Source organism: Mesorhizobium sp. B2-1-3A, assembly GCF_006442655.1.
Lineage (GTDB): Bacteria > Pseudomonadota > Alphaproteobacteria > Rhizobiales > Rhizobiaceae > Mesorhizobium.
On sequence record NZ_VFWK01000004.1, the window covers coordinates 405,505 to 429,945 of the forward strand.

A 24,441-nucleotide genomic window follows, 5' to 3' on the forward strand; every position below is an offset into this window, starting at 1 on the left:
CCGCTTCTCTGCCCTTGTGCCACGCCCTCACAACGCCATGATTGCGGGTGAAGGAGCAAACGGGCTTGGGGGAGCAACTGTTGACGCCACATATCGAAGCGCGCAGAGGCGATTACGCCGATACGGTGCTGTTACCGGGTGATCCGCAGCGCGCCGAATGGATGGCGCGGACATTTCTGGAAGCGCCACGCTGCGTCAATAGCCGCCGGGGTGCTCTCGGCTTTACCGGCCTGTTTCGCGGCCAGCCCATCAGCATTCAGGCGACGGGTATCGGTGTTTCATCATTCCTGATCTATGCTCATGAATTACTTGACTATTATGGCGCAAGAACGCTGATCCGCACCGGCACCTGCGGTAGCCTGAGCGCCAAGGCAAAGCTGCGCAGCCTTGTCATTTCGCAATCGGTTCGGCCCGAAAGCGCTCAAAGCGGTCAAGTCTTCGGGCTTTACGGGACCGCCGCCGGTCCGGATCCGACGCTGCTGGCCCGTGCCTTGGCCAAGGCGGCCGAACTCGGCATCGAACATCACGCCGGCCTGACACTTTGCAGCGACATCTTCCACCACCCGGACGGTCGCACACGATTTGCAGAGGCCCAGGCGGCAGGAGCGCTGGCGGTGGACATGGAAACCAGCGCGCTTTACCGAATCGCCAGGCATTTCGGGGTCAGTGCACTGTCGATCTGCACGGTGGTCGACAATATCGAGACCGGTGAACTGACCGATTATTCCGAACGTCAGCGGCTTTTCACGGACATGACCCGGCTGGCGCTCGAAATCGCTGGGGAAGGGCGCTAGAGCAGTTCACCATTTCACGGAAACGGCGAACTGCTCTAACTATTTGTTTTTGCGCAATTCCCAAGGGCAAGCGCTACGCGCTTGTCCCGAGAAAACCGTTTCATACTTTTCCTGGAATTGCTCTAGGCCGCTTCTCGACTAGGCGCCATCCGCTCGTCCAGGTCGGGCCGATGGCCGCGCAGATAGAGCGCGCAGGTCGTGCGCAGCATGGACGCGAAATTGGGGATTTCGCCGTTGATCTCGATCGCTTCGTCGTACAGCTTCGAGATGAATTTGGGCGTCGTCAGGTTCTGGCTTTCGGCGATTTCGTCAAGCAGGGCCCAGAACGTCGCCTCGAGCTGGATGCTGGTCGAATGTCCATCTATGCGGATCGACCGGTTGATCTGACGATAGCCTTCCGGATCTTGTGCGGCAAAGACTCTGCACATCGTTACCTCCCGTTTTTGTTGGTCTTGGGTGCCGACTCAGTGGTCGACGCCTTTTTTGACACTGCCTGCGGTTTCATCTTCGTCCGGACGGCCGACAACGGCAATCGGACTTTCGTCCTTAGATCGACATTACCGTTTTTCCTATCCTACACGTGGTAATCGGCTGCCACCACCTTTCTTCGACGGCGCGCATAATCGCCTCTAAAGCATGAAAGCTGCGGAGTCTGATTTGGCGAAGGCGATCCACACCATGATCCGGGTTCTCGACGAGGCCCGGTCCATCGATTTCTACACCAAGGCGTTCAGCCTTGAGGTCGCCCAGCGACTGGATTTTGAGACGTTCACGCTGATCTATCTCAGCAATGCCGATACCCCTTTCGAAGTGGAATTGACCGTCAACAAGGGGCGGCAGGAGCCTTATGCGCTTGGCGACGGCTATGGTCACCTCGCAGTGTCGGTCGCCGATCTCGACGGCGAACACGATCGGCTCGGCGCGCTCGGCCTCAATCCGAAAAAGATCGTCGAGTTCAACCATGACGGGTCGCTCATCGCCCGCTTCTTCTTCATCGAGGATCCCGACGGTTACAAGATCGAGGTCCTGCAGCGTGGAGGGCGCTTCCAATAGGGGACAACCAGCCGCGCTCACCGCGCGGCGCCAGCAACGGCACCCCCAAGGGGTGCGAACAGCAAGCAGGGAGGAAACTATGGTCACGATTTATGAGAGGAAGCCTGGCCTGTCACGGCGCGAGCTTCTCAAACGCGGCGGTGTCGGTGCGCTGCTTGTCATTTCAGGCAGCGCCATCATCAGCCCGGAGCACGCCTGGGGCTTGGAAACCTCGGCGCTGAAGCCCGAGACGATGGCGACGCTGATCCAGGTCGCGCGCGACATCTATCCGCACGACCAGGTGCCGGACAAATATTACGCCATCGCCGTCAAGGGCCATGACGAGACAGCCGCCAAGGATCCCGCCCACAAGGAACTGATCGAGAAGGGCATTGCCGAACTCGACAAGAAGGCCGGCAAGGGCGGTTATCGCGGGCTCGGCTGGGAAGAGCAGCGTGTGGCGCTGCTCACCGAGATAGAGAAGACGCCTTTCTTCCAGACGGTGCGCGGCGGCCTCGTCGTCAGTCTCTACAACCAGAAAGAGGTATGGCTGATCTTCGGCTACGAGGGCGAGTCCTACTCCAAGGGCGGCTACATCGCGCGCGGTTTCAACGACATCGAGTGGCTCTGAGCCACTCTGTCCGCAACCGCATTTTGACCGATCTCATGGGAGGAAACCATGGCAGCACAATTTGATCTCAAGAACGACGGCGTGGTCGTCATCATCGGCTCGGGCGCCGGCGGCGGCACGCTCGGCAACGAACTGGCCCAGAAGGGCATAGACGTCGTCATCCTCGAGGCGGGCGCCCGTCACGAATATGAGGACTTCATCAACGACGAATGGGATTCGTTCGCCCAACTCGCCTGGAAGGACAAGCGCACCACATCGGGCGACTGGCGCGTGGCGAAGGATTTCCCCAACCTGCCGGCCTGGATCGTCAAATCGGTCGGCGGCTCGACGACGCACTGGGCCGGAGCCTCGCTTCGCTTCCAGGAGCATGAGTTCAAGACGGCGACCACCTACGGCAAGGTGAAGGGTGCGAACCTCCTCGATTGGCCGGTGACGCTGGCCGAAATGGAGCCGTATTACGCCAAGGCGGAAGCCAAGATGGGCGTGACCGGCACCAATGACTGGCCGCGCCTGCCGGGCAACAACAACTTCAAGGTTCTCAAGGCGGGCGCCGACAAGCTCGGCTACAAGGAATGCCATACCGGCAACATGGCGATCAACTCGATCGAGCGCGACGACCGCAACTCCTGCCAGCAGACCGGATTCTGCTTCCAGGGCTGCAAATGGGGCGCCAAATGGTCGACGCTCTACACCGAGATCCCCAAGGGCGAGGCCACAGGCCACCTCGAAGTCCGACCGAACGCCATGGTGATCAAGATCAACCATGATGCGTCGGGAAAGGTGACCGGCGTCGTCTATGCGGACAAGGACGGCAAGCTGCAGGAGCAGAAGGCCCGCATCGTCGCGGTGGCCGGCAACTCGATCGAAAGCCCGCGCCTGCTGCTCAATTCCGAATCGAGCAAATTCCCGCATGGCCTGGCCAATTCCTCGGGGCAGGTGGGCAAGAACTACATGCGCCACACCACGGGCTCGGTCTACGCGATCTTCGACAAGCCGGTGCACATGTATCGCGGCACCACCATGGCCGGCATCATCCGCGACGAGGCGCGGCATGATCCGTCACGTGGCTTCGTCGGCGGCTATGAGTTCGAGACGCTGTCGCTCGGCCTGCCGTTCATGGCGGCGTTCCTCAACCCAGGCGGCTGGGGGCGCTCCTTCACCACGGCGCTCGACCATTATGACCACATGGCCGGCCTGTGGATTGTCGGCGAAGACATGCCGCGCGAGGAAAACCGCATCACGCTGCATGCCGACGAAAAAGACGAACATGGCATGCCGATCGCCGACGTGCATTTCGATGACCATCCCAACGACACGGCGATGCGCGACCACGCCTACAAGCAGGCCTCGGCGCTCTACGCGGCGGTCGGCGCGACGCGCACCTTCCCGACGCCGCCCTATCCCTCGACCCACAATCTCGGCACCAACCGGATGAGCGAGAAGGCGGCCGACGGTGTCGTCAACAAGCATGGCCAGACGCACGACATCAAGAACCTGTTCGTGTCGGACGGCAGCCAGTTCACGACGGGTGCCGCGGAAAACCCGACCTTGACCATCGTGTCGCTGGCGATCCGCCAGGCCGACTACATCGCCGCCCAGATGTCGGCCAAGACCATCTAACCTCCCGACTGCCTGCTGGCGCGGAACCTGACCGGGTTCCGCGCCTTTTTTGTGTGCTGGAACCTATGCCCCGACCGGCTGGCCGTCCTTGCGACGGATGGCGACCACCGATGGCCTCGGCGGCTGGCCGTCCCTGAAATCCGGCCACAGCGACTGCGCCTTGTCGAGCGTTTGGGCATCCTCGGAGGGGTGCTGCACCGAAAGGAACAGCGTCGTGCCGTCCGGGGTGAAGCAAGGACCGGTCGCTTCCGCGCCATGCGGGCAGGTGAACAAAAGCTTCGGCAGGCCGCGTGCCGCGCCTTCCGTGTCGACGCCATAGACACCGTCCGGCAGGTCGAAATCATTGGCGCCGTCGGTCGCCACCCAGAGACGGCCGGCGGGGTCGAAGGTGATGTTGTCGGGGCAGACGAACCAGCCATTGTCCGACGTGTCGGGATGGAAGGTTGCGCCGACCTTGGCGTCCTTTGGGTTGCCGCAGAGCACGAACAGGTCCCAGGCGTATTTGTCTGATGTGTGGTCGGCCTCGGCGCCACGGCCACCGGGCGGGATCAGCTCGACGATATGACCCCAGAGGTTTTCGGGCCGCGTGTTGGCCGGATTGATCTTGGATTCGTCCCGTTTCTTGTTCTTGGTCATGACGGCGTAGACGCGACCGGTGACCGGGTTGGTCTCGATGTCCTCCGGCCGGTCCATCGGGGTCGCGCCGAGCGCGTCCGCCGCCAGCCGTGTCTTCAACAGCACCTCGGCCTGATCGGCGAAGCCGTTCTCGGCGGTGAGTTTGCCCTGGCCATGAACCAGCGGCAGCCATGTCAGCGAGCCATCGGCGTCGTAACGGGCGACCGAGAGCACGCCATCGTCCAGAAGGCCGTTGCCGGAAGCCGGATTCGCCTTGTCGTAAGCCTTGTTCGAGACGTAGCGGTACATGTATTCGAAATAGTCGTCGTCGCCCATGTAGACGACGATGCGGCCGTCCTTGTTGAGGACGACCGTGGAGGCCTCATGCGACATGCGGCCAAGCGCCGTGCGCTTCACCGGCTTCGATTGGGGATCATAAGGGTCGATCTCGACCACCCAGTCGAAGCGGTTCGGCTCGTTCGGTTCCTTGTCGATGTTGAAGCGGTCATGGAAACGGCCACGGCCATAGATATCGGAGCCATCAAAGCCATAGCGGTCGAGAATGTCCGCGGTCGGTGCCTTTTTCGGGTCGCCGCCGAACAGGTCGGAAACGCCTTCCTCGCAGGTCAGCACGGTGCCCCATGGGGTAAAGCCGCCGCTGCAATTGTAGCTGGTGCCGAGCACCTTCGTGCCGGTCGCGTCGGCGGACGTCCTGAGCAGCGCGTGGCCGGCTGCCGGCCCGGAAACGGTCATCTCGGTGTTGGCCGTGATGCGGCGATTGAGCGGGCTGTCCTCGACGGTTTGCCACTTGCCGTCCTTGAACATGACCTCGACGATCGAGTGGCCCATCGCCGCCAGGCCGAGATCGACCTGCTCCTTGCTCATCGTCTTGCCGGCGTCGTCCTCGGTCATGCCGGGAAACATGACGTTGGGCGAGATGTATTCGTTGTTGACGCAAAGCAGGCCGTGATCGGAGTTCACCGAGCCCTTGGGCAACGGCAGGAAGGCGATGTAATCGCAATTGTAGCCGAAGCGCTTTTCCTGTTCGGCGGCCGCGACCATGTTGCCGTCGAAATCCGGCAGACCGGCGACAAGTGGATCGCCCCAGCGTGCGACGATTGTCGTTTCATAGCCTTCGGCGGCGGCATGGGTCTTGTCATAGACCCGCTTCAGTTCGGGAAAGCCCAGTGTGGAAAGCGCGGCGGCATGTGTCTCGCCGGCGAACAAGGAGCCGACAAAGCCGCCGCCGGCGATCAACGCGCCGGAAGCGAGGCTGCCTTTGAGGAGCGTGCGGCGCGAGACGCGCTCGGCGATGATTTCGCGAATGACAGGGGAGGACGAAAACGGGAAGTTGGCCATGTGTCTGCCTCTCGATGTGGATGGGTGACGGCGCACCGCTGCCTATCCAGCTTCGGCAACATCCAGATGACATGAGAGGGCGGGCTTGCAGCAGAAGGGCAGGCAGCCCGCACGGAAGTGGCACCCGCCAAGGCAGGGCCTACGGATTGCCTCCCTTGGTGCAGGTCGACGCGGTGAAGGCGCCATCGGGCTGCTTCATGATGATGTCGAAGGAGGGCGGGCTCTGGCCGTCCAGCGTTGCCTGGGTCAGCGACAGCGAGTTGCCGCCCGCCGTATAGCCGCCGAGCGGTCCCAGCCAGGAGATCACGCCGTTTGCATCCATCTGGTAGTTGTAGCCCTGCTGGGCGGCCCCGAAGGTGACCGGACCAGCGTAGACATTGCCCTTGATGGTGATGTCGCCGAGGTTGATGAACATGCCGAGCAGGTAGACCTCGCAGTGATAGGTGCCATCGGGCATCTTGCCGTCGCTGAAGTCGGCTCGTGCGATCCCGGTCGCTGCCGCCAGAAGCACCATGCCGATGAAAATGCGATAAATCAGGGATGCCATGACGTTGCTCGGTTGAGACGCGAGCTTGCCCTATTTTTGCGCCGTACCGCAACATTTGTCGTCCGTGCCCCGTGTGCGGCGATCAAAATCTAGGCATTTGGCCAAATTGGGCGAAAATTAGGCAGATGCCTTGTGCGTTGCGCAAATTTCCCTCAACCAATTTTTAACCGGCTCTCCTTTGTTTGTTCCGCCTAATATAATAACAGTCTGATAATATTTGCCTATTTACCGTTTTTCGGCATCCGCACAGCGGTTGGCATGGGGGTTGCATTGCATTGGTGCGGTGCAATCAACCAGCTTGGGAGTCTTCCGTATGAGGGGTAATTTCTCGACAATAACAAAAATGTTCTCGGCAAGCGTGGTCGCCGCTGGCCTGTTGATGTCAGCTCCCGCCAAGGCGGCGGACGACACGATCAAGGTCGGCATTCTCCATTCGCTGTCGGGGACCATGGCGATTTCGGAGACGACGCTGAAGGATGCCATGCTGATGCTCATCGACGAGCAGAACGCCAAGGGCGGCCTGCTCGGCAAGAAGCTTGAAGCCGTTGTCGTCGATCCGGCGTCCAACTGGCCGCTATTCGCCGAGAAGGCACGCGAGCTGATTTCGAAGGACAAGGTCGCGGCGGTGTTCGGCTGCTGGACCTCGGTGTCGCGCAAATCGGTGCTGCCGGTGTTCTCCGAACTCGACAACATCCTGTTCTATCCCGTCCAGTATGAGGGCGAGGAGAGCGAGCGCAACGTGTTTTATACCGGTGCCGCGCCGAACCAGCAGGCCATTCCGGCGGTCGACTACCTGATGAGCGAGGATGGCGGCTCGGTGAAGCGCTGGGTGCTGGAAGGCACCGACTACGTCTATCCGCGCACCACCAACAAGATCCTCGAGGCCTATCTGAAGTCGAAGGGCGTCGCGGCCGAAGACATCATGGTCAACTACACGCCGTTCGGTTTCTCCGACTGGCAGACCGAAGTCTCGGCGATCAAGAAGTTCGGCTCGGCCGGCAAGAAGACCGCCGTCGTCTCGACCGTCAATGGTGACGCCAACGTGCCGTTCTACAAGGAACTCGGCAACCAGGGCATCAAGGCCGAGGATATCCCGGTCATGGCCTTCTCGGTGGGCGAGGAAGAACTGGCCGGTCTCGACACCGCGCCGCTGGTTGGCCATCTCGCCGCCTGGAACTATTTCGAGAGCGTCGACACGCCCGAAAACAAGAAGTTCATCGCCGACTGGCACAAGTTCATCAAGAACGACAAGCGCACCACCAACGACCCGATGGAAGCCCACTATATCGGCTTCAACATGTGGGTTAAGGCGGTCGAAAAGGCCGGCACCACCGATCCGGACAAGGTCATCGACGCTATGATCGGTGTTTCCGTACCGAACCTGACCGGTGGCTATTCGACGATGATGCCGAACCACCACATCACCAAGCCGGTGCTGATCGGCGAAATCCAGGCCGACGGCCAGTTCGAGACGGTTTCGCGGACGCCTGGCCTGGTCATGGGTGACGAATGGTCCGATTACCTGCCGGACTCCAAGAACCTGATCTCCGATTGGCGCGCGCCCCTGTCCTGCGGCAACTTCAACGTTGCCACGGGCAAGTGCGGCGGCAAGGGAACGAACTGATCCTCCCCGGCCTGGACCATCCGGTCCAGGCCCATGACCGCAAGCGCGCCGGGCGGGCTTTCTCCTCCAGTCCGCCCGGGCGCGAAATCAACCTTTCGGAAGTCACCTGAAGCGATGAACCTGTTCCGCATGATTGGGCTGACGCTGTTGTTCCTGCTGGCGACGCTGTCGTCATCGGGGGCAGGCGAAGCCGATCTGCGTGGCATCATCGCCAAATTCGCGACGGCCAAGGGTTTTTCGGAGATCGGAACTGTCGTTCACGAACTGGCGGCCACCGGCGACCCGGCCGTGGAGGCCCCGCTTTCCGCACTCGCGGATGGCAATCTCTATATCCGCAAGGCCGATTCCCTGGTGTTCGTCGGCAAGGAAGCCGGCGAAACCGTCCAGCTTTCCGACCCGCTGAGCGGTGAAGCATCCGGCGAGGCGGCCAAGGACGGCATCACCAAGATCAAGGTCAACAACACGCTGCGCCGCGTCATCCGCGACGCGCTGGGCACGCTGACGCTTGGCGCCAAGGATCCGACCGTCCGCATCGCCGCCGCCGACACGATGTTCAAAACGCCCGACGCCGTCAACATAGAGCCACTCGATGCGGCGATCGCCAAGGAGACGGTAGCCAGCGTCAAGGCGCTGCTCGAACAGGCCCGCGCCGCTTCGGTTCTTGTCTCCGACCGTCCGGATGCCGACAAGCTTGCGGCGGTCGCACTGATCGGCGCGCGTGGCGACCGCGATGCGGTTTCCTTACTCACCTCGGTCGAGGCCAACGCCTCGGGCGCCGTGAAGGAAGCCGCGACAGCCGTAATCGCGGACATCAATTCGACATTGGCCCTGTGGGATGCCGGACAGAACATCTGGTACGGCATTTCGCTGGGCTCGGTATTGCTGCTCGCCGCGATCGGGCTCGCCATCACCTTCGGCGTGATGGGCGTCATCAACATGGCGCATGGCGAGATGGTGATGCTCGGTGCCTACACCACCTTCGTCGTCCAGCAGGTGATCCGCACATCCTTTCCCGGCCTGTTCGACTGGTCGCTGGTGATCGCGCTGCCGCTTGCCTTCCTGGTCGCCGCACTGGTTGGTCTTGCCATAGAACGCGGCGTCATCCGCTTTCTCTACGGCCGGCCGCTGGAGACGCTGCTGGCGACATGGGGTGTGTCGCTGATCCTGCAGCAGGCGGTGCGCTCGATCTTCGGGCCGACCAACCAGGAGGTCGGCAATCCCTCCTGGATGTCGGGTTCGTTCGATGTCGGCCAGTTGGCCATCACCTGGAACCGTCTGTGGATCCTCGTTTTCGCGCTCACCGTCTTCGGCGTGTTGCTCTACGTGATGAAGCGCACGGCCTGGGGCCTGCAGATGCGTGCCGTCACCGCCAACCGCCGCATGGCCGCCTCGATGGGCATCAGGACGCCATGGGTCGACGCGCTGACCTTCGCGCTGGGGTCCGGCATTGCCGGCATCGCCGGCGTCGCGCTCAGCCAGATCGACAATGTCTCGCCCAATCTCGGCCGCGGCTACATCATCGACAGCTTCATGGTCGTCGTCTTCGGCGGTGTCGGCAATCTGTGGGGCACGCTGGTTGGCGCCTTCTCGCTCGGCATCGTCAACAAGTTCCTCGAGCCCTATGCCGGCGCGGTGCTCGGCAAGATCGTCGTGCTGGTGCTGATCATCCTGTTCATCCAGAAGCGGCCGCGCGGCCTGTTCGCGCTCAAGGGCAGGGCGGTGGAAGCATGATCACGGGACGCTTCTTCGCCGCTGGTGCGGACCGCCGCATCGCCATCACCATTTTCGTCCTGTTGGCGGCGGCCATCATCGTGCCGCTGCTCAACCTTGCTGTTTCTCCGGCAAGCGCGTTCTACATCCCGCCCTATATCGTGGCGCTGACCGGCAAATATCTCTGCTATGCGCTGTTGGCGCTGTCGCTTGACCTGGTCTGGGGTTATTGCGGCATCCTTTCGCTTGGCCACGGCGCCTTCTTCGCGCTCGGCGGCTACGCGATGGGCATGTATCTGATGCGCCAGATCGGTTCGCGCGGCGTCTATGGCAATCCGATCCTGCCGGATTTCATGGTGTTCCTGAACTACAAGGAATTGCCCTGGTTCTGGTATGGCTTCGACCATTTCTGGTTCGCCGCGGTCATGGTGCTTGCCGTGCCCGGCCTGCTTGCCTTCGTCTTCGGCTGGTTCGCCTTCCGCAGCCGCGTCACCGGCGTCTATCTCTCGATCATCACCCAGGCGATGACCTATGCGCTGCTGCTGGCGTTCTTCCGCAACGACATGGGTTTCGGCGGCAATAACGGGCTGACCGATTTCAAGGATATTCTCGGCTTCAACGTGCAGGCCGATGCGACCCGTTCGGCTCTTTTCGCAGCCAGTGCCGTGATGTTGGCGCTCGCCGTGTTCATCACCTGGGCGATCGTCGGTTCCAAATACGGCAAGCTCCTGATGGCGGTGCGCGACGCCGAGAGCCGCACGCGCTTCCTCGGCTGGCGGGCGGAGAACGTGAAACTGTTTGCCTTCACCGTCTCGGCCGTCATGGCCGGCAGTGCCGGCGCGCTCTACGTGCCGCAGGTCGGCATCATCAATCCCGGCGAATTCGAGCCGTCCAATTCGATCGAGGTGGTGATCTGGGCGGCCGTCGGCGGGCGTGGCACTATTGTCGGGCCGATCATCGGCGCGCTGCTGGTCAATGCCGGCAAATCCTGGTTCACCGGCGTGCTGCCGGAACTCTGGCTGTTCGCGCTGGGCGGGTTGTTCGTCGCCGTCACGCTGCTCTTGCCGAAGGGTATCATCGGCATGTGGGATTCCTGGCGCGGCAACGCCAGGGCGCTGCGGGCGGCATCGCTGGCCGAAGAGGCCGGCACCGATGGCGACCCGGCGCCCGCGAAGATCGTTCGCAGCGCGGCGACAAAGCCTGGCGACTGGTCGTCGTCCAGCGTCGAACCGCAGCCGGCGGAGTAAGCGATGTCGAAGTCGAACACCATCCTTTATCTCGACGGCGTCTCGGTCTCCTTCGACGGTTTCCGGGCCATCAACAACCTGTCGCTTGTGCTCGACAAGGGCGAGATGCGCGCCATCATCGGCCCCAACGGCGCCGGCAAGACGACGATGATGGACATCGTGACCGGCAAGACGCGGCCCGATGAAGGCGAAGTGTTCTTCGACGGCCAGGTGGATATCACAAGGCATGACGAGGCCGAGATCGCCATGATGGGCATCGGCCGCAAATTCCAGAAGCCGACGGTGTTCGAGAGCCACACGATCGAGGAAAATCTGATGCTGGCGCTGAAGGGGCCCCGTTCGATCTTCCCGGCGCTGTTCCACCGCCGCTCCGCCGCCGAGGCGCGCCAGATCGATGATATTCTTGGCATCATACGGCTGGGCGACAAACGCAACGAACTGGCGGCCAACCTCAGCCACGGCCAGAAGCAGTGGCTGGAGATCGGCATGCTCCTGGCACAGGATCCGAAGTTGCTTCTGGTCGACGAACCGGTGGCCGGGATGACTGATGCCGAGACCGAGGAGACCGCGCGGCTGCTCAAGGACATTGCGCGCGACCATTCGGTCATTGTCGTCGAGCACGACATGCATTTCGTGCGCGAACTCGACGTCAAGGTGACCTGCCTGCATGAGGGCTCCGTGCTCTCGGAAGGCACGCTCGATTTTGTCTCGGCCGACGAACGTGTCGTCGAAGTTTATCTGGGGAGGTGAGCATGGTCTGGCGGGTCCAATTCCATCGCTTCGATTTGGCCTTTCTCCGGTTCTGGAAAAGGCGCTGAGACATGCTCGAGGTTTCAAACGCCACGCTCCACTATGGTGCCGCCCAGGCGTTGCGTGGTGTTTCGCTGAAGGCGGGCGCCGGCAAGATCACCTGCGTGCTCGGCCGCAATGGCGTCGGCAAGACCAGTTTGATGAGATCGATCGTTGGCCATCATCGGCTGACGAACGGAAGTGTTGCCTTCGAGGGGAAGGCGCTCGACCGGAGCGCGGCGTATGATCGCGCCCGGTCGGGCATCGCATTCGTACCGCAGGGCAGGGAGATCTTTCCCCTGCTCACGGTGCGGGAAAACCTGGAATCGGGTTTTGCGCCATTGAAGCGTGCCGACCGCAACGTGCCGGCGCATGTCTTCGAGCTGTTTCCGGTGCTGAAGCAGATGCTTGGCCGCCGTGGCGGCGATCTTTCCGGCGGCCAGCAGCAGCAACTCGCCATCGGCAGGGCGCTGGTGATGCGGCCGAAGCTTCTTGTGCTGGATGAGCCTACAGAAGGGATCCAACCATCGATCATCAAGGATATCGGCCGCGCCATACGCTACCTGCGCGACCAGGCCGGCATCGCGGTTCTGCTGGTCGAACAGTATCTCGACTTCTGTCGCGAGCTTGCCGACGAGGTCAACATCATGGATCGTGGCCAGATCGTCCACACCGGCCCGGCAGAAGATTTGGACCGGGCTGATGTCCGCAAATTTCTCACGGTCTAGAATCGGCACTGGACTTCAGTTTCCGGTTCGAATTCCTTGGCAAGTCCAATATTTCTTTCATCCAGCCATTCGCGTCTCTGGTGCATCAGGGACTGCATGCTAGTCTTTTTCTTGGCTTTGTGAGTCGGCCGCTTCCGTACCAGTCTGGTTATCGCAGATCGAGGGCGCGGCGAAGGCCGGGCAAGTTCCACGCAAGCAAGGCTTCCTAGCTTCCCTCCTGCGATCTTTGTCGTTCAAACGCGTTTGGGCACACAGGCTAAGGGACAGCCATGGAACGTTACGTCGAGGACTACCAGAAGCGGCGGCTTACCGAACGCGTCGACATCATCGCCGCCATCAACATCCTGAGGTCACAGGGCTGCGAATACGACGACCTGATCGAGGAGATCACCAAGGTCTTCTATGTCGACCTCGATGCCTTCAATGAGATCGTCATGGCAGCATAGATGGGCCGGGCCGATAGCCGGCTCGTTTCCTTCCCGACCTGGCTGACATCCACTGCCATCAATCCGGCCCGGGCGATGCCATGCGTTCCAGCAGCGCGATCGCTGCTGCCAGCGTCTCGCGGTCGTCCTCGTCCAGAATGTTCTCCAGCCGGACTGCAATCCAACGCGCCCGTGCGGATCGCGATTGCCTCAGTTCAACCATGCCGTCCTCCGAAAGACGATACAGCCGCTCCCGTCCGTCCCGGGGGCTCTGCTCGCCGGTGACAAACCCCCCGACTTCCATGTCCGACAGGACCTTGCGCGCGCTCTGATGGGTGACCGCTCGCGCTTTCGCCACCATTGCCGCGCTGAGCGGACCCTTGCGATCCAGGAGGCCAAGCGTCTCCGACCTTGCATCCGAAGGCGTTCCGGCGCATTCGCGCGTCCGCCTGACAAAAGAACCGATGGCTGCCCTCAGGCGCTCGGCAAGCTCGAAATTCGCGCTATTCGTCATGTCATCGAATTTCCTGTCTCCGGCTGATCCAGCCAATCGCATCAGCACGGGGCCGATGCAACGGGCCATCCGGCACATGCACATAGGGATTGAACTCCGGTCGGGAATATATACAGTATGGCTGTATTGTTTTGCGAGGTAAATCATGCCCAAACCCAATCCGAAAGAGATCGTCCGGCGCTTCAATGCAGAGGTGATCGAAGAGGGCAACGCACAGAGCTTTGCCGAGTTGATGGCCGCGGATTTCGTCAATCACGCGGCTCCGCCCGGATCGCCCAATGGGCCGGAAAGCATGTGGAGCACCTTCGAAAACATCCTCCGACCGGCGATTTCGGAATTGCGCGTCAGGATCGAGGACCAGATCGCCGAGGGCGACATGGTGACGACGCGCAAGTCCGTCACCGGTATCCTCACCGGGCGATTGCTGGGAGCCGGTCCGACGAATGCGCCGATCGCCATCGATGTCATCGACATCGTGCGCGTCCGCGACGGCCGCTACGCCGAACACTGGGGCATGAACAATCTGGCCGGCGTCGTGGCCGCGATCCGGGGGGCGACGCATGAAGAGGTCGCCTCTTAGCCGCGATATCGTCGAACGAGCAAACTCAACGGGGAGCAGATGATGGCCGAGACCATCCTATGGCAGCGCTTCGAAGGGGCTATCTTGTTCGGGGCAGGTCTCCTGCTCTTCTGGCACGGCAATGGGTCGATACCATGGTGGGGAGCGCTGCCGGCGTTTTTCGCTCCCGACCTCAGCTTCCTTGGCTATCTTCTGGGGGCCAAGACGGGCGCGTTCATCTACAACGCCGTCCACATATACGGCTTCGGCGCGGCTGTGCTTGCAATTGGCCTCCTCGCGCCGGCTCCGCTTCTTGCCGGTTTCGGGTGGCTCTGGATTGCCCATGCGGGATTTGACCGCATGCTGGGCTATGGCCTGAAATTGCCGGAAGGCTTTGACCACACCCATCTTGGCCGCATCGGAAAGCAGCGGTAAGCGCCGTCAGCTCGCGCGTCGGAAGGGGGAGGCGGTGACGCGGTTGCGGCCGCCACGTTTGGCGTCGTAGAGCGCCTTGTCGGCGGCGCTGAGCACCTTGTCGAAGCTGAGGCCTTCTTTGCTGCCGAATGCAAAGCCGGCACTGACCGTGCAGTTCAGGGAACCGTTTTCGGTCTCAATCAAGCGCGTCGCGAAAGCGGTCCGGATGCGCTCTGCGGCTTCCTCAACCGTCTCCGGCAGAGTGCGCTTCAACACCAGCGCGAATTCCTCGCCGCCCATGCGCGCCGCGACGTCGGCCTGGCGAAGATTGCCGGCGAGTTCCCCGGCGAACACTTTCAGCACCTCGTCGCCCGCCGCGTGGCCGTATTCGTCGTTGATGGCCTTGAAGTTGTCGAGGTCGAAAACGACCACAGCGGTAAAGGCGCCGACCGGGACACCGCCATGCATGTCGAACAGGGCGCGCCGGTTGAGCAGTCCGGTCAAGGGATCGGTCAGGGCATCGCGGCGATGGTGCCTCGCCAGACGACCCTGATTGAGCGCAAGCGACAGGGCGCCAATACCCGTCATGCTGGCGATGACCACGATGAGGCTCAGTTCCTCCGCCCAGTTGCTTGGCGCATGCCCCAGGACCAGTTTTCCATCCCAGGCAAGAACCATGGCGCAGAGCGCGAAAGACGTGGCGGTGGCCGAATAGAGCGCGGTGATGCCGATCGTCAGGGCAGGAGCCTCGTTCCGGCACCTCCAATATTCGAAGGCGGTGGCAAACAGAAGCAAGGCCGCGAACGAGTTCTCGAATATGAAGCCCAGGCCGTCATAGCCCAGCGCCATGGGAGGCAGGGTCACCACCAGCGAAAGACAACCCAACAGCGTTCGCCTGACCGGTGAATCGCCCGTTCTGAACTGATAGGCAGCGCCCAGCATGGTTGAAAAGCCGATCAGCAGGAAGCCCAGCGCGGCGATGCCGAGCAGGCGCCCGGGCATGTCGATATAGGCGTCATAGAAGAAGATATCGCCGACCACGAACACGAGGCTGATTGCCCATGTCAGCAGGAACCGCTCGGAGCGAGCGGTTAGCCACATGCCGAACAAGGTCAGACTAAGGCAGGCCGCCGAGAACCCGACAGCCAGCAGAAGCGAAGTGTAGTCGAGCGACATGCCCCTCTTTCCTTGCCGGCGGCGGTTCCAGCTCTGCGGCTTGGCGTCGCCGCATTCATGCAGCAAGGAAGTGTCGATAAGGTTACGATGGAGGCGAAGATGCCACCAAAAGGCGCTTTGCCAAGCGCAAAACGCACAGGTGGCGCTTATGGCATGTGGCCTGTTGCTCGTCAGTCCGCCAACCGTCTCATCAGCGCCATCGCCCCGAAGGGCGCGCGCACCTTTCCCTCGGTGATGAAGTAGACGAACACGTCGCGCGGCCGCACCGGAGCGTCGGTTGCAGGGTCGGCACGCCGCAGGTCGGCCGGCTGCTTTCCTTCCGCCCAGATCCTTGCACGCGCCGCCCATTCATCGAGCCCCTTCGGCGTATAGCAGTCGGGATTGTCGTCTGAGCCGGTCTGCAGCCGGGCGTAGATGAAATCGCCGGTCACATCGGCGATATCGGGATATTTGGCATGGTCGGCATAGACAATCGCCGCCTTGTATTTGCGCGCGAGCGCGGCGAATTCCGGCACGATGAAACTGTCATTACGCACTTCGAGTGCATGGCGAAGCGCGACACCATCCTGCTTTTCCGGCAGCAGTTTCAAGAAGGCTTCGAAATCGTCCGGATCGAATTTCTTGGTTGGCGCGAACTGCCAGAGGATCGGGCCGAGCTTGTCGCCGAGCGCGGCAACGCCGGAACCGAGGAAGCGCATCATCGATTCACCGGCTTCGCCCAGCACACGCCGGTTGGTGACGAAGCGGTTGCCTTTCAGCGAATAGACAAAGCCGTCCGGCGCCTCGCTTGCCCATTTGACGAAGGTCGGCTCCTTGAAGCTGGAATAATAGGTGCCGTTGACCTCGATGCTCGGCACCTGCCGGCTGGCGTATTGCAACTGCTTGGCCTTCGAAAGCTTGTCCGGATAGAAAGACGTGTCCCAGGGCTCGAAGGTCCAGCCGCCCATGCCGGAGCGGATTGTTCCCGATTTGCTCATTGTCGTCCTCCCGAGTGCAGAAGTCTGGCTAAAAATCAGACCGTCGTGGTTTCGTCGACCGGTTTTGCCATGTCGACCAGCACCCATCCTGGCCTGTAAGGGTTGGGCCGGCGACCCGTTTCGCGATAGCCGTAAGCGAGATAGAGCGCGATGTTCCGTTCCATTTTCGCGTTGGTGTAGAGCCGTATCTCCGGCAGGCCCCACGAACCCGTCCGCTCGTCGGCGTGTTTCAGCAATGCGATACCGAACCCCTTGCCCTGAAAGGCGGGCGACACCGCGACGGAGAAGATCATCGCGTGGTCCTGATGCCGTTCCAGCGTGAGCACTCCGGCAAGTTCGCCGCCGCTCTCGAGCAGCCAGACCTCGCCGTTGGCGATGCGCGGCGCATAGTCCTCGGTCACCGGGATCGGCGGCGCGTCGAGTACGGCGCTATAGGGAGCGTAGGCTGCTTCCGTCAGCGCGACGATCGCGGCGAGATCTTCGGAGTGGGCAAGCCTCATGATTGATCCATTCCAGCGGCAGCGGCGATCACCTTCTTCATGCCGGCAACCATCGCCTCGACCGCGGCGCGGCTGGCTTCGCCCAGGCCATGGCGCTCGGCGATCCAGCGCGGATCATTGTAGGACAGCCAGATCTTGCCGTCCTCATCCTCCCAGGCCAGCGCCTTCACCGGCAGGTCGATGCCGGCAAGTTGCCTGTCCTGCATCAGTGGTGTGCCACCTCTGGGGTTGCCGAAAACCAGCAACTCGGTCGGCCGCAGCGAGGCGCCGACATCGCGTGCGCCGGCGGCATGATCGATGCGTGCGAAGACGAGCAGCCCTGCGCGCTTGACCACCTCGGTGAGGCGGTCGATGGTTTCGGTCACGCCAAAACGGCTCTGGACCGTGATGAGACCATCCTCAGCCATCACTCCGCCGCTTCGCGCTTGCCTCCGGGGCGCCGCTCCAGCAATTCCTTGAGGAACTGGCCTGTGTAGCTGCGCTTCTCGCGCACAATCGCTTCCGGCGTGCCCGAGGCAACCAGTTCGCCGCCGCCGTCGCCGCCTTCAGGACCAAGATCGAGCACCCAGTCGGCGGTCTTGATCACTTCGAGATTGTGCTCGATGACCACTACCGTATTGCCCTGGTCGACCAGTTCATGCAGCACTTCCAACAGCTTGGCGACGTCGTGGAAATGCAGGCCGGTGGTCGGCTCGTCGAGGATGTAGAGCGTCTTGCCGGTCGCCTTGCGCGACAATTCCTTGGCGAGCTTGATGCGCTGCGCTTCACCGCCCGAAAGCGTCGTCGCCTGCTGGCCGATATGGATGTAGCCGAGACCGACCTGCTTCAGCGTGTCGAGCTTGTCGCGTACGCCGGGCACGGCGGCGAAGAAATCGACACCTTCCTCGACCGTCATGTCGAGCACGTCGGCGATCGACTTGCCCTTGAACAGGACATCGAGGGTTTCGCGGTTGTAGCGCTTGCCGTGGCAGACATCGCAGGTGACATAGACGTCGGGCAGGAAGTGCATCTCGATCTTGATGACGCCGTCGCCCTGGCAGGCCTCGCAGCGGCCGCCCTTGACGTTGAAGGAGAAACGGCCCGGCTGGTAGCCGCGCGCCTTTGCCTCGGGCAGGCCGGCAAACCAGTCGCGGATCGGCGTGAAGGCGCCGGTATAGGTGGCGGGGTTCGAACGCGGTGTCCGCCCGATCGGCGACTGGTCGATGTCGATGACCTTGTCGAGGAATTCGAGGCCCTCGATGCGGTCATGCTCGGCCGGATGCTCGCGCGAGCCCATGATGCGGCGCGAGGCCGCCTTGAACAGCGTCTCGATGAGGAAGGTCGACTTGCCGCCGCCAGACACGCCGGTGACGGCTGTGAAGGTGCCGAGCGGGATTTCGGCGGTGACGTTCTTCAGATTGTTGCCACGCGCGCCGACGATCTTCAGGCGCCGGTTCTTTTTCGCCTCACGCCGAACACCAGGGGTGGCGACTTCAAGCGCGCCCGACAGGTACTTGCCGGTGATCGAATTGGGGTTGGCCATCACCTGCTGCGGCGTGCCCTGGGCGATGATCTCGCCGCCATGGATGCCGGCCGCCGGTCCCATGTCGACGACATAGTCGGCATGCAGGATGGCGTCTTCGTCATGCTCGACGACGATCACCGTGTTACCGATGTCGCGCAGGTGCTTCAGCGTATCAAGCAGGCGCGTGTTGTCGCGCTGGTGCAGGCCGATCGACGGCTCGTCCAGCACATAAAGCACGCCGGTGAGGCCAGAACCGATCTGCGACGCCAGCCGGATACGCTGGCTCTCGCCGCCCGACAGCGTGCCGGAATTGCGAGACAGCGTCAGATAGTCGAGCCCGACATCGTTGAGGAAGCGGAGCCGTTCACGGATTTCCTTCAGCACCCTGACCGCGATCTCGTTCTGCTTGTCATTGAGTTGGGCCGGGAGATCGGTGAACCACTGGTCGGCCTTGCGGATCGATTGTTCCGTGACTTCACCGATATGCTTGCCGCCGATCTTCACCGCCAGCGCCTCGGGCTTCAGCCGATAGCCTTTGCACACGGGGCAGGGCGTCGCCGACATGAAGCGTTCGATCTCCTCGCGCATCCAGGCGGATTCGGTCTCTTTCCAGCGCCGTTCGAGATTGGGGATGACGCCTTCGAAGGTCTTGGTGGTCTTGTAGGAGCGCAGCCCGTCATCATACTGGAAGGTGACTTCCCGCTCGCCGGTGCCGCGCAGGATCGCGTCCTGTGCTTCCGCGCTCAAATCCTTGAACTTGTCGCCGAGCTTGAAATCGTAAGCCTTGCCCAACGCCTCGAGCGTCTGCACGTAATAGGGCGAGGTCGACTTCGCCCACGGGCTGACGGCGCCGTCGCGCAGCGACACGTTCTCGTCGGGCACGACGAGATTGGGATCGATGGCGCGCTGGCTGCCGAGACCATCGCAGGTCGGGCAGGCGCCGAACGGGTTGTTGAACGAGAACAGGCGCGGCTCGATCTCCGGAATGGTGAAGCCCGACACCGGGCAGGCGAATTTCTCCGAGAACAGGATGCGCTCATGCGTCTCGTTCTTCGACTTGTTGACCGAATCCTCGCCGGTCTGGCTGGCGTCGAGCGGCTTGTCGGCGAACTCGGCCACCGCCAGCCCCTCGGCGAGCTTCAGCGCTGTTTCAATCGAGTCGGCGAGACGCGTGGCGAGATCGCCACGCACCACGATGCGGTCGACGACGACGTCGATGTCGTGCTTGTATTTCTTATCGAGCGCCGGAATATCCGCGATCTCGTAGAAGACGCCGTCGACCTTGACGCGCTGGAAGCCTTTCTTCTGCAGTTCCAGCAATTCCTTGCGGTACTCGCCCTTGCGGCCGCGCACGATCGGCGCCAGCAGGAACAGGCGCGTGCCTTCCTCGAGCGCCAGCACCCGGTCGACCATCTGGCTGACCGTCTGGCTCTCGATCGGCAGGCCGGTGGCCGGCGAATAGGGCACGCCGACACGCGCGAACAACAGGCGCATATAGTCGTAGATCTCGGTGACGGTGCCGACCGTCGAGCGCGGGTTCTTCGAGGTGGTCTTCTGCTCGATGGAGATGGCAGGCGACAGGCCGTCGATCTGGTCGACGTCAGGCTTCTGCATCATTTCGAGGAATTGCCTGGCATAGGCCGACAGGCTCTCGACATAGCGTCGCTGGCCTTCGGCATAGATGGTGTCGAAGGCGAGTGACGATTTGCCCGAGCCGGACAGGCCGGTCATGACGATCAGGCTGTCACGCGGCAGGTCGAGATCGACGTTCTTGAGATTGTGTTCGCGCGCCCCGCGAATGGAAAGGAATTTATGGTCGGCCATAGCCGGTCGCCGCCTCAGATCTGGAATTCGTGGGATTGGCGGGTTCTTCCCGGCCATCCCCTATGTAGGTCTTTTTGCCGCCACGTCGAGAGACGCCACAACTCCCGACAGAAGTCGTTTAACCGCCTTTCGCGCGAACGGGCAAGCGGAAAGAACAAAGGCTGAACACGCTCCTGACAAAGCTGTGTAAAAACCTGACCTGGACGTAACCTCCCAGCGATCACGTTTTTCGGTAACCGGCTATTGATGGTTGACGCGGCCGGCGCATGGGAGCAGTCTCCAAAAGTCAGCGAAGCCGGCCGTCTTTCGATGGCCTCGCCGCCCAAAGGCGGCCTGCGAGACGCCGCAGGCATTTGCGATTTGCGCTTCGCGACGGCAATGTCGCAACGGACACAGGAGCGGAGCATGACGCCACCGGACAGTCCCCAAGGGCTCCACGCCTCGTTGGAGCCGCGGCAGGCATAAGTGCCAGGGTTTAGCGTTTTCGCCACCCGACAAACCGTGACTTGCCGTATTCCCTAAAAATCAGAGACTGCTAGTCGGATCGTCGGCTGACGCCGCGAAGCATCCGAAATCAAACGCCGGCAGTACACTCCCGGCAAAAAATGGATTTGAGATCCAGAAAAGCCCCGTCCGTTTGCCCAAGGCACGGCGGGGCTGTTCTTTTGAGGAAATGGCTGAACTGGCCCTCGCGGAGGGCTGCTCACCTCGGGGGCTTAAACCCGCCCGTGGCCATATCGACCGTGATGCTGCCCGAAATCCTGACATCGGTATCGCCGATCTTGAACGTGCCGTTCCCGTTGCTGGGAAATGCGTCGTCGGGTTCCGGCTGGGGAGCCGGCTTGGCGATGCGATAATCGCCGGCCACGCCGGGCAGGGCGCCTTTCTGCGCCGGCGCTGCGCTGTCGTCGGCGAGTGCCATGCCGCTCGCAAGGCTGGCGAAAGTGAGCACCGCGGCGGCGATGACGCGATGCGACGTCCTGGGTGAATGAGTGTCGGCCATTGCAGAATTATAGAGACGAGCCGCTGCCGGAGCCAGACCGGTGTCGTCAAATCTTCGACAACCGCCAGGATTCCGATCTGGCTTGGGCTTAGGCCGCCTTTTTGCGCGTATCGAAAACGTGGTCGACAATGCCCCATGCCTGGGCCTCGCGGGCGGTCATGAAATGGTCGCGGTCGAGCGTGCGTTCGACCTCCTCATAGCTGCGGCCGCAATGCTGGGCATAGAGTTCGGCCATACGCCGCTTGGTCTTGCCGATCCGCTCGGCATGGCGCTGGATGTCGGAGGCCTGGCCCTGGAAGCCGCCCAGCGGCTGATGCAGAAGGATGGTGGCGTTCGGCAGCGCGATGCGCCGCCCCGGCGTGCCCGCCATCAGCAGGAACGACCCCATCGAGGCGGCAAATCCCATGCACACGGTCGACACCGGGCAGCTGACATATTGCATCGTGTCGTAGATGGCGAAGCCGCTGGTCACCACGCCGCCCGGCGAGTTGATGTAGAGCGAGATCTCCTTGTCGGGATTGTCCGACTCCAGCGACAAGAGCTGCGCGCAGACCAGCGCCGAGACGTCGTCGTTGATCTCGCCATTGATGAAGACGATGCGCTCGCGCAGCAGCCGCGAGAAAATGTCGAAGGCGCGTTCGCCGCGGCTCGACTGCTCGATCACCATCGGCACCAGACTGGCAATACCGCTCATTTTCTTCTCCAATTCCGTGTTCAGGCCGCGAGCAGCACAAGGCGCGGTGTGTTCGCCGCGATGGGCTTTCCAGCCCCGCGCAGCCCGAGCGAAAGCCGGCAGCCGGCGTCCGCCATGACAATGGCAGGCATCGCCTTGCGGGAAAATCCGTCATGGACGATGCGCAGATGCGTGCCGCCCGAAACGGTGCGGGCGAGCGTGAAGGTGACGACGCTGTCGAGAGGATCCTGCCGTGCAGGATCGTCCGCCTGCTCTCGCCAGGAATAGCGCAGGAGGCGTTCGGGCTCGGCGTCGAGGATTTCGCACTCGATCGCAGCGTCCGTCCCGGCGAAAGCAAAGCGATTGCCGATTTCCGGCGTGATGTCGTTGGGCATCATCCAAGCGGCGAGCAGTTCCGGCACCATCAGCGCCCGCCAAACCTTTTCCGGCGGCTCCGCAAGGTCATATTCGAACTCGAGCGCATCCGAGGCGGCTTCGCTTTGGCTTTCGGCGTTCATTGATCCGACTTCCTTCACTGATCCATGTCCTTCAAAACCGTTTTCAGCCTTTCGATGCGCTCCGGCCAGAAGGTCCGGTAGCGTTCGATCCAGGAGAGCAAGGGGGCAAGCCCCTGCGGATCGGCACGGTAATAGGCGTTGCGGCCGGCCCGCCGCTCGACCACGAGGCCGGCGCCACGCAGCACCGCCAGATGCTGTGAGACGGCCGGCTGCGACACAGTCAGGCCGCTGCGCAATTCCGACACGCTCATCTCACTTGTGGCGAGGCGCTCGAAGACGGCGCGGCGTGTCGGGTCGGCCAGGGCGCGGAAAATCTCTGCTTCGATCATGACAAAAGCATAAGTCGATACTTATTGATTTGGCAAGCGCTGTTTTGAAACCCATATGAAGGCCTCGGGCATTGCTGCCATTCCTTGACAATCAGCAGCAGTGCATATAGGAACGAAAAGGGAACAAAAACCTTGTGGGAAAAGCCAGCCTTAGCAGGCGGCAGACGTGCGCAGCCTGTAAGGTGCTGCGACAAAAATTTGTTTCGGATGAGCGCGGAGAAAAATCATGGCGGGTAGCGTCAACAAGGTCATTCTGGTCGGCAATCTTGGCGCGGATCCGGAGATCCGTCGCCTGAACTCGGGCGAGCCGGTCGTGAACATCCGCATCGCCACGTCGGAAAGCTGGCGCGACAAGAATTCAGGCGAGCGCAAGGAAAAGACCGAGTGGCACAATGTCGTCATCTTCAATGAGGGCATCGCCAAGGTGGCCGAGCAGTATCTGAAGAAGGGCATGAAGGTCTATGTCGAAGGCCAGTTGCAGACGCGCAAATGGCAGGACCAGACCGGCGCCGACAAGTACACGACGGAAGTCGTGCTGCAGAAATTCCGTGGCGAACTGCAGATGCTCGACGCGCGCGGCCAGGGCGAGGGCGGCCAGGTCGGCGGTTATTCCGGTGGCGGCAGCAGCCGCGGTTCCGATTTCGGCCAGTCCGGCCCGAACGAAAGCTTCAACCGTGGCGGCGGCGCTCCCAGGGGCGGCGGTGGCGGCGGTTCGTCGCGCGAGCTGGATGACGAGATCCCGTTCTGATCGAAAGCGATACCGAACGGCTGACGTCGCCATATGACTGACGTTACGTGATCGATACGCCCCGAGGGTCCTGCATGGACTTTCGGGGTTTTGCGTTGTTGATTGGCCTGACAGCAGGCGCGATCTGGGACTGAAAGGACAAAGCGGTGAAGGCACGGGTAAAATGGGTCGAGGAGCGCACCTTCGTCGGCGAGTCTGGCAGCGGTCACAAGCTGGTGCTGGGAACGGCGTTCGGACCTGAGGGCAAGACACCGGGGCCGAGCCCGATGGAACTGGTGCTGATCGGCACCGGCGGCTGTTCGGCCTATGATGTCGTGCATATCCTCGAAAAGGGACGCGAGGCGGTTGAGGATTGTGTCGTCGAACTCGATGCCGACCGGGCCGAGACCGAGCCAAAGGTGTTCACCCGCATCCACATGCATTTCATCGTCAAGGGCAGGGCGCTCTCGCCCGACAAGGTCAAGCGGGCGATCGACCTGTCGATCGAAAAATACTGCTCGGCCTCGGCGATGATGGCCAAGACGGCCACGATCACGCATGATTTCGAGGTGGTAGACACGTCGGCGAAGTAGGGCAGTAGG

At 62.0% G+C, this 24,441-nt stretch carries 27 protein-coding genes; 14 read left to right on the forward strand and 13 right to left on the reverse strand.

The genetic code is table 11. The features are described from left to right. Positions 1-80: 80 nt before the first annotated feature. The gene (locus FJ977_RS17615; protein ID WP_140773945.1) at positions 81-794 is read left to right on the forward strand and encodes a DeoD-type purine-nucleoside phosphorylase; all 714 of its coding nucleotides are present in this window, start codon (positions 81-83) and stop codon (positions 792-794) included. A 122-nt stretch (positions 795-916) separates the two neighbouring features. Here the strand turns inward: FJ977_RS17615 and FJ977_RS17620 are convergent, their stop codons facing one another. Continuing rightward, the gene (locus tag FJ977_RS17620; RefSeq protein WP_140773382.1) at positions 917-1,222 is read right to left on the reverse strand and encodes a ribbon-helix-helix domain-containing protein; all 306 of its coding nucleotides are present in this window, start codon (positions 1,220-1,222) and stop codon (positions 917-919) included. 229 nt (positions 1,223-1,451) lie between these two features. Between FJ977_RS17620 and FJ977_RS17625 the strand changes: the two genes are divergently transcribed. The 3 genes from FJ977_RS17625 to FJ977_RS17635 all read left to right on the forward strand — a co-directional run bounded on the left by FJ977_RS17625 (position 1,452) and on the right by FJ977_RS17635 (position 4,077). Beyond that, on the forward strand, positions 1,452-1,847 hold the full coding sequence (locus FJ977_RS17625; protein ID WP_140773384.1) for a VOC family protein: 396 nt from the start codon (positions 1,452-1,454) through the stop codon (positions 1,845-1,847). A gap of 79 nt (positions 1,848-1,926) precedes the next feature. Continuing rightward, positions 1,927-2,457: a gluconate 2-dehydrogenase subunit 3 family protein gene (locus tag FJ977_RS17630; protein ID WP_140773386.1), complete on the forward strand. Its 531-nt coding sequence runs from the start codon at positions 1,927-1,929 to the stop codon at positions 2,455-2,457. A 48-nt stretch (positions 2,458-2,505) separates the two neighbouring features. Then, complete coding sequence (locus tag FJ977_RS17635; protein ID WP_140773388.1) at positions 2,506-4,077, forward strand: GMC family oxidoreductase; 1,572 nt, start codon at positions 2,506-2,508, stop codon at positions 4,075-4,077. A 63-nt stretch (positions 4,078-4,140) separates the two neighbouring features. Here the strand turns inward: FJ977_RS17635 and FJ977_RS17640 are convergent, their stop codons facing one another. Continuing rightward, complete coding sequence (locus FJ977_RS17640) at positions 4,141-6,051, reverse strand: PhoX family phosphatase (RefSeq protein WP_140773390.1); 1,911 nt, start codon at positions 6,049-6,051, stop codon at positions 4,141-4,143. 139 nt (positions 6,052-6,190) lie between these two features. Continuing rightward, the gene (locus FJ977_RS17645; protein ID WP_140773392.1) at positions 6,191-6,598 is read right to left on the reverse strand and encodes a hypothetical protein; all 408 of its coding nucleotides are present in this window, start codon (positions 6,596-6,598) and stop codon (positions 6,191-6,193) included. A gap of 313 nt (positions 6,599-6,911) precedes the next feature. Here FJ977_RS17645 and urtA point away from each other — a divergent pair, with 313 nt between their 5' ends. The 6 genes from urtA (at position 6,912) to FJ977_RS17675 (ending at position 13,142) form a co-directional block, all read left to right on the forward strand. Next, positions 6,912-8,222, forward strand: coding sequence for an urea ABC transporter substrate-binding protein (gene urtA, locus FJ977_RS17650; protein ID WP_140773394.1), 1,311 nt, complete (start codon positions 6,912-6,914; stop codon positions 8,220-8,222). Positions 8,223-8,336: 114 nt separating this feature from the next. Continuing rightward, positions 8,337-9,953 carry an urea ABC transporter permease subunit UrtB gene (gene urtB / locus FJ977_RS17655; protein WP_140773396.1) on the forward strand — a complete coding sequence of 539 codons (1,617 nt, stop codon included), beginning with the start codon at positions 8,337-8,339 and terminating at the stop codon, positions 9,951-9,953. Next, positions 9,950-11,179 (forward strand): urea ABC transporter permease subunit UrtC, encoded by a 1,230-nt coding sequence (gene urtC, locus FJ977_RS17660; protein ID WP_140773398.1) that lies wholly within the window; start codon positions 9,950-9,952, stop codon positions 11,177-11,179. The genes urtB and urtC overlap by 4 nt, the downstream gene beginning before the upstream one ends. Positions 11,180-11,182: 3 nt before the next feature. Next, complete coding sequence (gene urtD / locus FJ977_RS17665) at positions 11,183-11,929, forward strand: urea ABC transporter ATP-binding protein UrtD (RefSeq protein WP_140773400.1); 747 nt, start codon at positions 11,183-11,185, stop codon at positions 11,927-11,929. A gap of 71 nt (positions 11,930-12,000) precedes the next feature. After that, positions 12,001-12,696 carry an urea ABC transporter ATP-binding subunit UrtE gene (gene urtE / locus FJ977_RS17670; RefSeq protein ID WP_140773402.1) on the forward strand — a complete coding sequence of 232 codons (696 nt, stop codon included), beginning with the start codon at positions 12,001-12,003 and terminating at the stop codon, positions 12,694-12,696. A 269-nt stretch (positions 12,697-12,965) separates the two neighbouring features. Next, positions 12,966-13,142 (forward strand): hypothetical protein, encoded by a 177-nt coding sequence (locus FJ977_RS17675; RefSeq protein WP_081294751.1) that lies wholly within the window; start codon positions 12,966-12,968, stop codon positions 13,140-13,142. Between the two features lie 58 nt (positions 13,143-13,200). Here FJ977_RS17675 and FJ977_RS17680 read toward each other — a convergent pair whose 3' ends face one another. Then, the gene (locus FJ977_RS17680; RefSeq protein ID WP_140773404.1) at positions 13,201-13,782 is read right to left on the reverse strand and encodes a MarR family transcriptional regulator; all 582 of its coding nucleotides are present in this window, start codon (positions 13,780-13,782) and stop codon (positions 13,201-13,203) included. Here FJ977_RS17680 and FJ977_RS17685 point away from each other — a divergent pair. Then, the gene (locus FJ977_RS17685) at positions 13,781-14,215 is read left to right on the forward strand and encodes an ester cyclase (protein ID WP_140773406.1); all 435 of its coding nucleotides are present in this window, start codon (positions 13,781-13,783) and stop codon (positions 14,213-14,215) included. The two genes, FJ977_RS17680 and FJ977_RS17685, sit on opposite strands and share 2 nt — an antisense overlap. 42 nt (positions 14,216-14,257) lie before the next feature. Further along, complete coding sequence (locus tag FJ977_RS17690; RefSeq protein WP_140773408.1) at positions 14,258-14,629, forward strand: DUF4260 domain-containing protein; 372 nt, start codon at positions 14,258-14,260, stop codon at positions 14,627-14,629. 6 nt (positions 14,630-14,635) lie between these two features. On the opposite strand, the gene FJ977_RS17695 is transcribed toward FJ977_RS17690, so the two are convergent. The 9 genes from FJ977_RS17695 to FJ977_RS17735 form a co-directional block, all read right to left on the reverse strand. Next, positions 14,636-15,784, reverse strand: coding sequence for a GGDEF domain-containing protein (locus FJ977_RS17695; RefSeq protein ID WP_140773410.1), 1,149 nt, complete (start codon positions 15,782-15,784; stop codon positions 14,636-14,638). Between the two features lie 170 nt (positions 15,785-15,954). Further along, positions 15,955-16,761, reverse strand: a complete 807-nt coding sequence (locus FJ977_RS17700; protein WP_140773412.1) for a DUF72 domain-containing protein — start codon at positions 16,759-16,761, stop codon at positions 15,955-15,957. A 35-nt stretch (positions 16,762-16,796) separates the two neighbouring features. Then, positions 16,797-17,261, reverse strand: a complete 465-nt coding sequence (locus FJ977_RS17705) for a GNAT family N-acetyltransferase (protein WP_140773413.1) — start codon at positions 17,259-17,261, stop codon at positions 16,797-16,799. Continuing rightward, positions 17,258-17,668: a DUF302 domain-containing protein gene (locus tag FJ977_RS17710; protein ID WP_140773415.1), complete on the reverse strand. Its 411-nt coding sequence runs from the start codon at positions 17,666-17,668 to the stop codon at positions 17,258-17,260. The genes FJ977_RS17705 and FJ977_RS17710 overlap by 4 nt, the downstream gene beginning before the upstream one ends. Next, a complete protein-coding gene (uvrA, locus tag FJ977_RS17715) occupies positions 17,668-20,589 on the reverse strand; it encodes an excinuclease ABC subunit UvrA (protein ID WP_140773417.1) in 2,922 nt (973 codons plus the stop codon). Before uvrA ends, FJ977_RS17710 begins: the two co-directional genes overlap by 1 nt. 703 nt (positions 20,590-21,292) lie before the next feature. Further along, complete coding sequence (locus FJ977_RS17720) at positions 21,293-21,592, reverse strand: hypothetical protein (RefSeq protein ID WP_140773419.1); 300 nt, start codon at positions 21,590-21,592, stop codon at positions 21,293-21,295. A gap of 88 nt (positions 21,593-21,680) precedes the next feature. Beyond that, positions 21,681-22,286, reverse strand: a complete 606-nt coding sequence (locus FJ977_RS17725) for an ATP-dependent Clp protease proteolytic subunit (protein WP_140773421.1) — start codon at positions 22,284-22,286, stop codon at positions 21,681-21,683. 20 nt (positions 22,287-22,306) lie between these two features. Further along, entirely contained in the window at positions 22,307-22,783 is a 477-nt protein-coding gene (locus FJ977_RS17730) for an SRPBCC domain-containing protein (RefSeq protein WP_140773423.1), read from the reverse strand. A gap of 14 nt (positions 22,784-22,797) precedes the next feature. Next, positions 22,798-23,112 carry a metalloregulator ArsR/SmtB family transcription factor gene (locus tag FJ977_RS17735; protein ID WP_015317709.1) on the reverse strand — a complete coding sequence of 105 codons (315 nt, stop codon included), beginning with the start codon at positions 23,110-23,112 and terminating at the stop codon, positions 22,798-22,800. Between the two features lie 226 nt (positions 23,113-23,338). On the opposite strand from FJ977_RS17735, the gene FJ977_RS17740 reads away from it, so the two are divergent. Continuing rightward, the gene (locus FJ977_RS17740) at positions 23,339-23,860 is read left to right on the forward strand and encodes a single-stranded DNA-binding protein (RefSeq protein WP_056576800.1); all 522 of its coding nucleotides are present in this window, start codon (positions 23,339-23,341) and stop codon (positions 23,858-23,860) included. A 146-nt stretch (positions 23,861-24,006) separates the two neighbouring features. After that, the gene (locus tag FJ977_RS17745) at positions 24,007-24,432 is read left to right on the forward strand and encodes an OsmC family protein (RefSeq protein ID WP_140773425.1); all 426 of its coding nucleotides are present in this window, start codon (positions 24,007-24,009) and stop codon (positions 24,430-24,432) included. Positions 24,433-24,441: the final 9 nt, after the last annotated feature.

What these genes read in the sequence shown, in the direction of transcription:
- FJ977_RS17620 (WP_140773382.1), bottom strand. Translation starts at nt 1,222, where the DNA reads ATGTGCAGAGTCTTTGCCGCACAAGATCCGGAAGGCTATCGTCAGATC.
- FJ977_RS17630 (WP_140773386.1), top strand. Translation starts at nt 1,927, where the DNA reads ATGGTCACGATTTATGAGAGGAAGCCTGGCCTGTCACGGCGCGAGCTT.
- FJ977_RS17635 (WP_140773388.1), top strand. Translation starts at nt 2,506, where the DNA reads ATGGCAGCACAATTTGATCTCAAGAACGACGGCGTGGTCGTCATCATC.
- FJ977_RS17640 (WP_140773390.1), bottom strand. Translation starts at nt 6,051, where the DNA reads ATGGCCAACTTCCCGTTTTCGTCCTCCCCTGTCATTCGCGAAATCATC.
- FJ977_RS17645 (WP_140773392.1), bottom strand. Translation starts at nt 6,598, where the DNA reads ATGGCATCCCTGATTTATCGCATTTTCATCGGCATGGTGCTTCTGGCG.
- urtA (WP_140773394.1), top strand. Translation starts at nt 6,912, where the DNA reads ATGAGGGGTAATTTCTCGACAATAACAAAAATGTTCTCGGCAAGCGTG.
- urtB (WP_140773396.1), top strand. Translation starts at nt 8,337, where the DNA reads ATGAACCTGTTCCGCATGATTGGGCTGACGCTGTTGTTCCTGCTGGCG.
- urtC (WP_140773398.1), top strand. Translation starts at nt 9,950, where the DNA reads ATGATCACGGGACGCTTCTTCGCCGCTGGTGCGGACCGCCGCATCGCC.
- urtD (WP_140773400.1), top strand. Translation starts at nt 11,183, where the DNA reads ATGTCGAAGTCGAACACCATCCTTTATCTCGACGGCGTCTCGGTCTCC.
- urtE (WP_140773402.1), top strand. Translation starts at nt 12,001, where the DNA reads ATGCTCGAGGTTTCAAACGCCACGCTCCACTATGGTGCCGCCCAGGCG.
- FJ977_RS17675 (WP_081294751.1), top strand. Translation starts at nt 12,966, where the DNA reads ATGGAACGTTACGTCGAGGACTACCAGAAGCGGCGGCTTACCGAACGC.
- FJ977_RS17685 (WP_140773406.1), top strand. Translation starts at nt 13,781, where the DNA reads ATGCCCAAACCCAATCCGAAAGAGATCGTCCGGCGCTTCAATGCAGAG.
- FJ977_RS17680 (WP_140773404.1), bottom strand. Translation starts at nt 13,782, where the DNA reads ATGATTTACCTCGCAAAACAATACAGCCATACTGTATATATTCCCGAC.
- FJ977_RS17690 (WP_140773408.1), top strand. Translation starts at nt 14,258, where the DNA reads ATGGCCGAGACCATCCTATGGCAGCGCTTCGAAGGGGCTATCTTGTTC.
- FJ977_RS17695 (WP_140773410.1), bottom strand. Translation starts at nt 15,784, where the DNA reads ATGTCGCTCGACTACACTTCGCTTCTGCTGGCTGTCGGGTTCTCGGCG.
- FJ977_RS17700 (WP_140773412.1), bottom strand. Translation starts at nt 16,761, where the DNA reads ATGAGCAAATCGGGAACAATCCGCTCCGGCATGGGCGGCTGGACCTTC.
- FJ977_RS17705 (WP_140773413.1), bottom strand. Translation starts at nt 17,261, where the DNA reads ATGAGGCTTGCCCACTCCGAAGATCTCGCCGCGATCGTCGCGCTGACG.
- FJ977_RS17710 (WP_140773415.1), bottom strand. Translation starts at nt 17,668, where the DNA reads ATGGCTGAGGATGGTCTCATCACGGTCCAGAGCCGTTTTGGCGTGACC.
- uvrA (WP_140773417.1), bottom strand. Translation starts at nt 20,589, where the DNA reads ATGGCCGACCATAAATTCCTTTCCATTCGCGGGGCGCGCGAACACAAT.
- FJ977_RS17720 (WP_140773419.1), bottom strand. Translation starts at nt 21,592, where the DNA reads ATGGCCGACACTCATTCACCCAGGACGTCGCATCGCGTCATCGCCGCC.
- FJ977_RS17725 (WP_140773421.1), bottom strand. Translation starts at nt 22,286, where the DNA reads ATGAGCGGTATTGCCAGTCTGGTGCCGATGGTGATCGAGCAGTCGAGC.
- FJ977_RS17730 (WP_140773423.1), bottom strand. Translation starts at nt 22,783, where the DNA reads ATGAACGCCGAAAGCCAAAGCGAAGCCGCCTCGGATGCGCTCGAGTTC.
- FJ977_RS17735 (WP_015317709.1), bottom strand. Translation starts at nt 23,112, where the DNA reads ATGATCGAAGCAGAGATTTTCCGCGCCCTGGCCGACCCGACACGCCGC.
- FJ977_RS17740 (WP_056576800.1), top strand. Translation starts at nt 23,339, where the DNA reads ATGGCGGGTAGCGTCAACAAGGTCATTCTGGTCGGCAATCTTGGCGCG.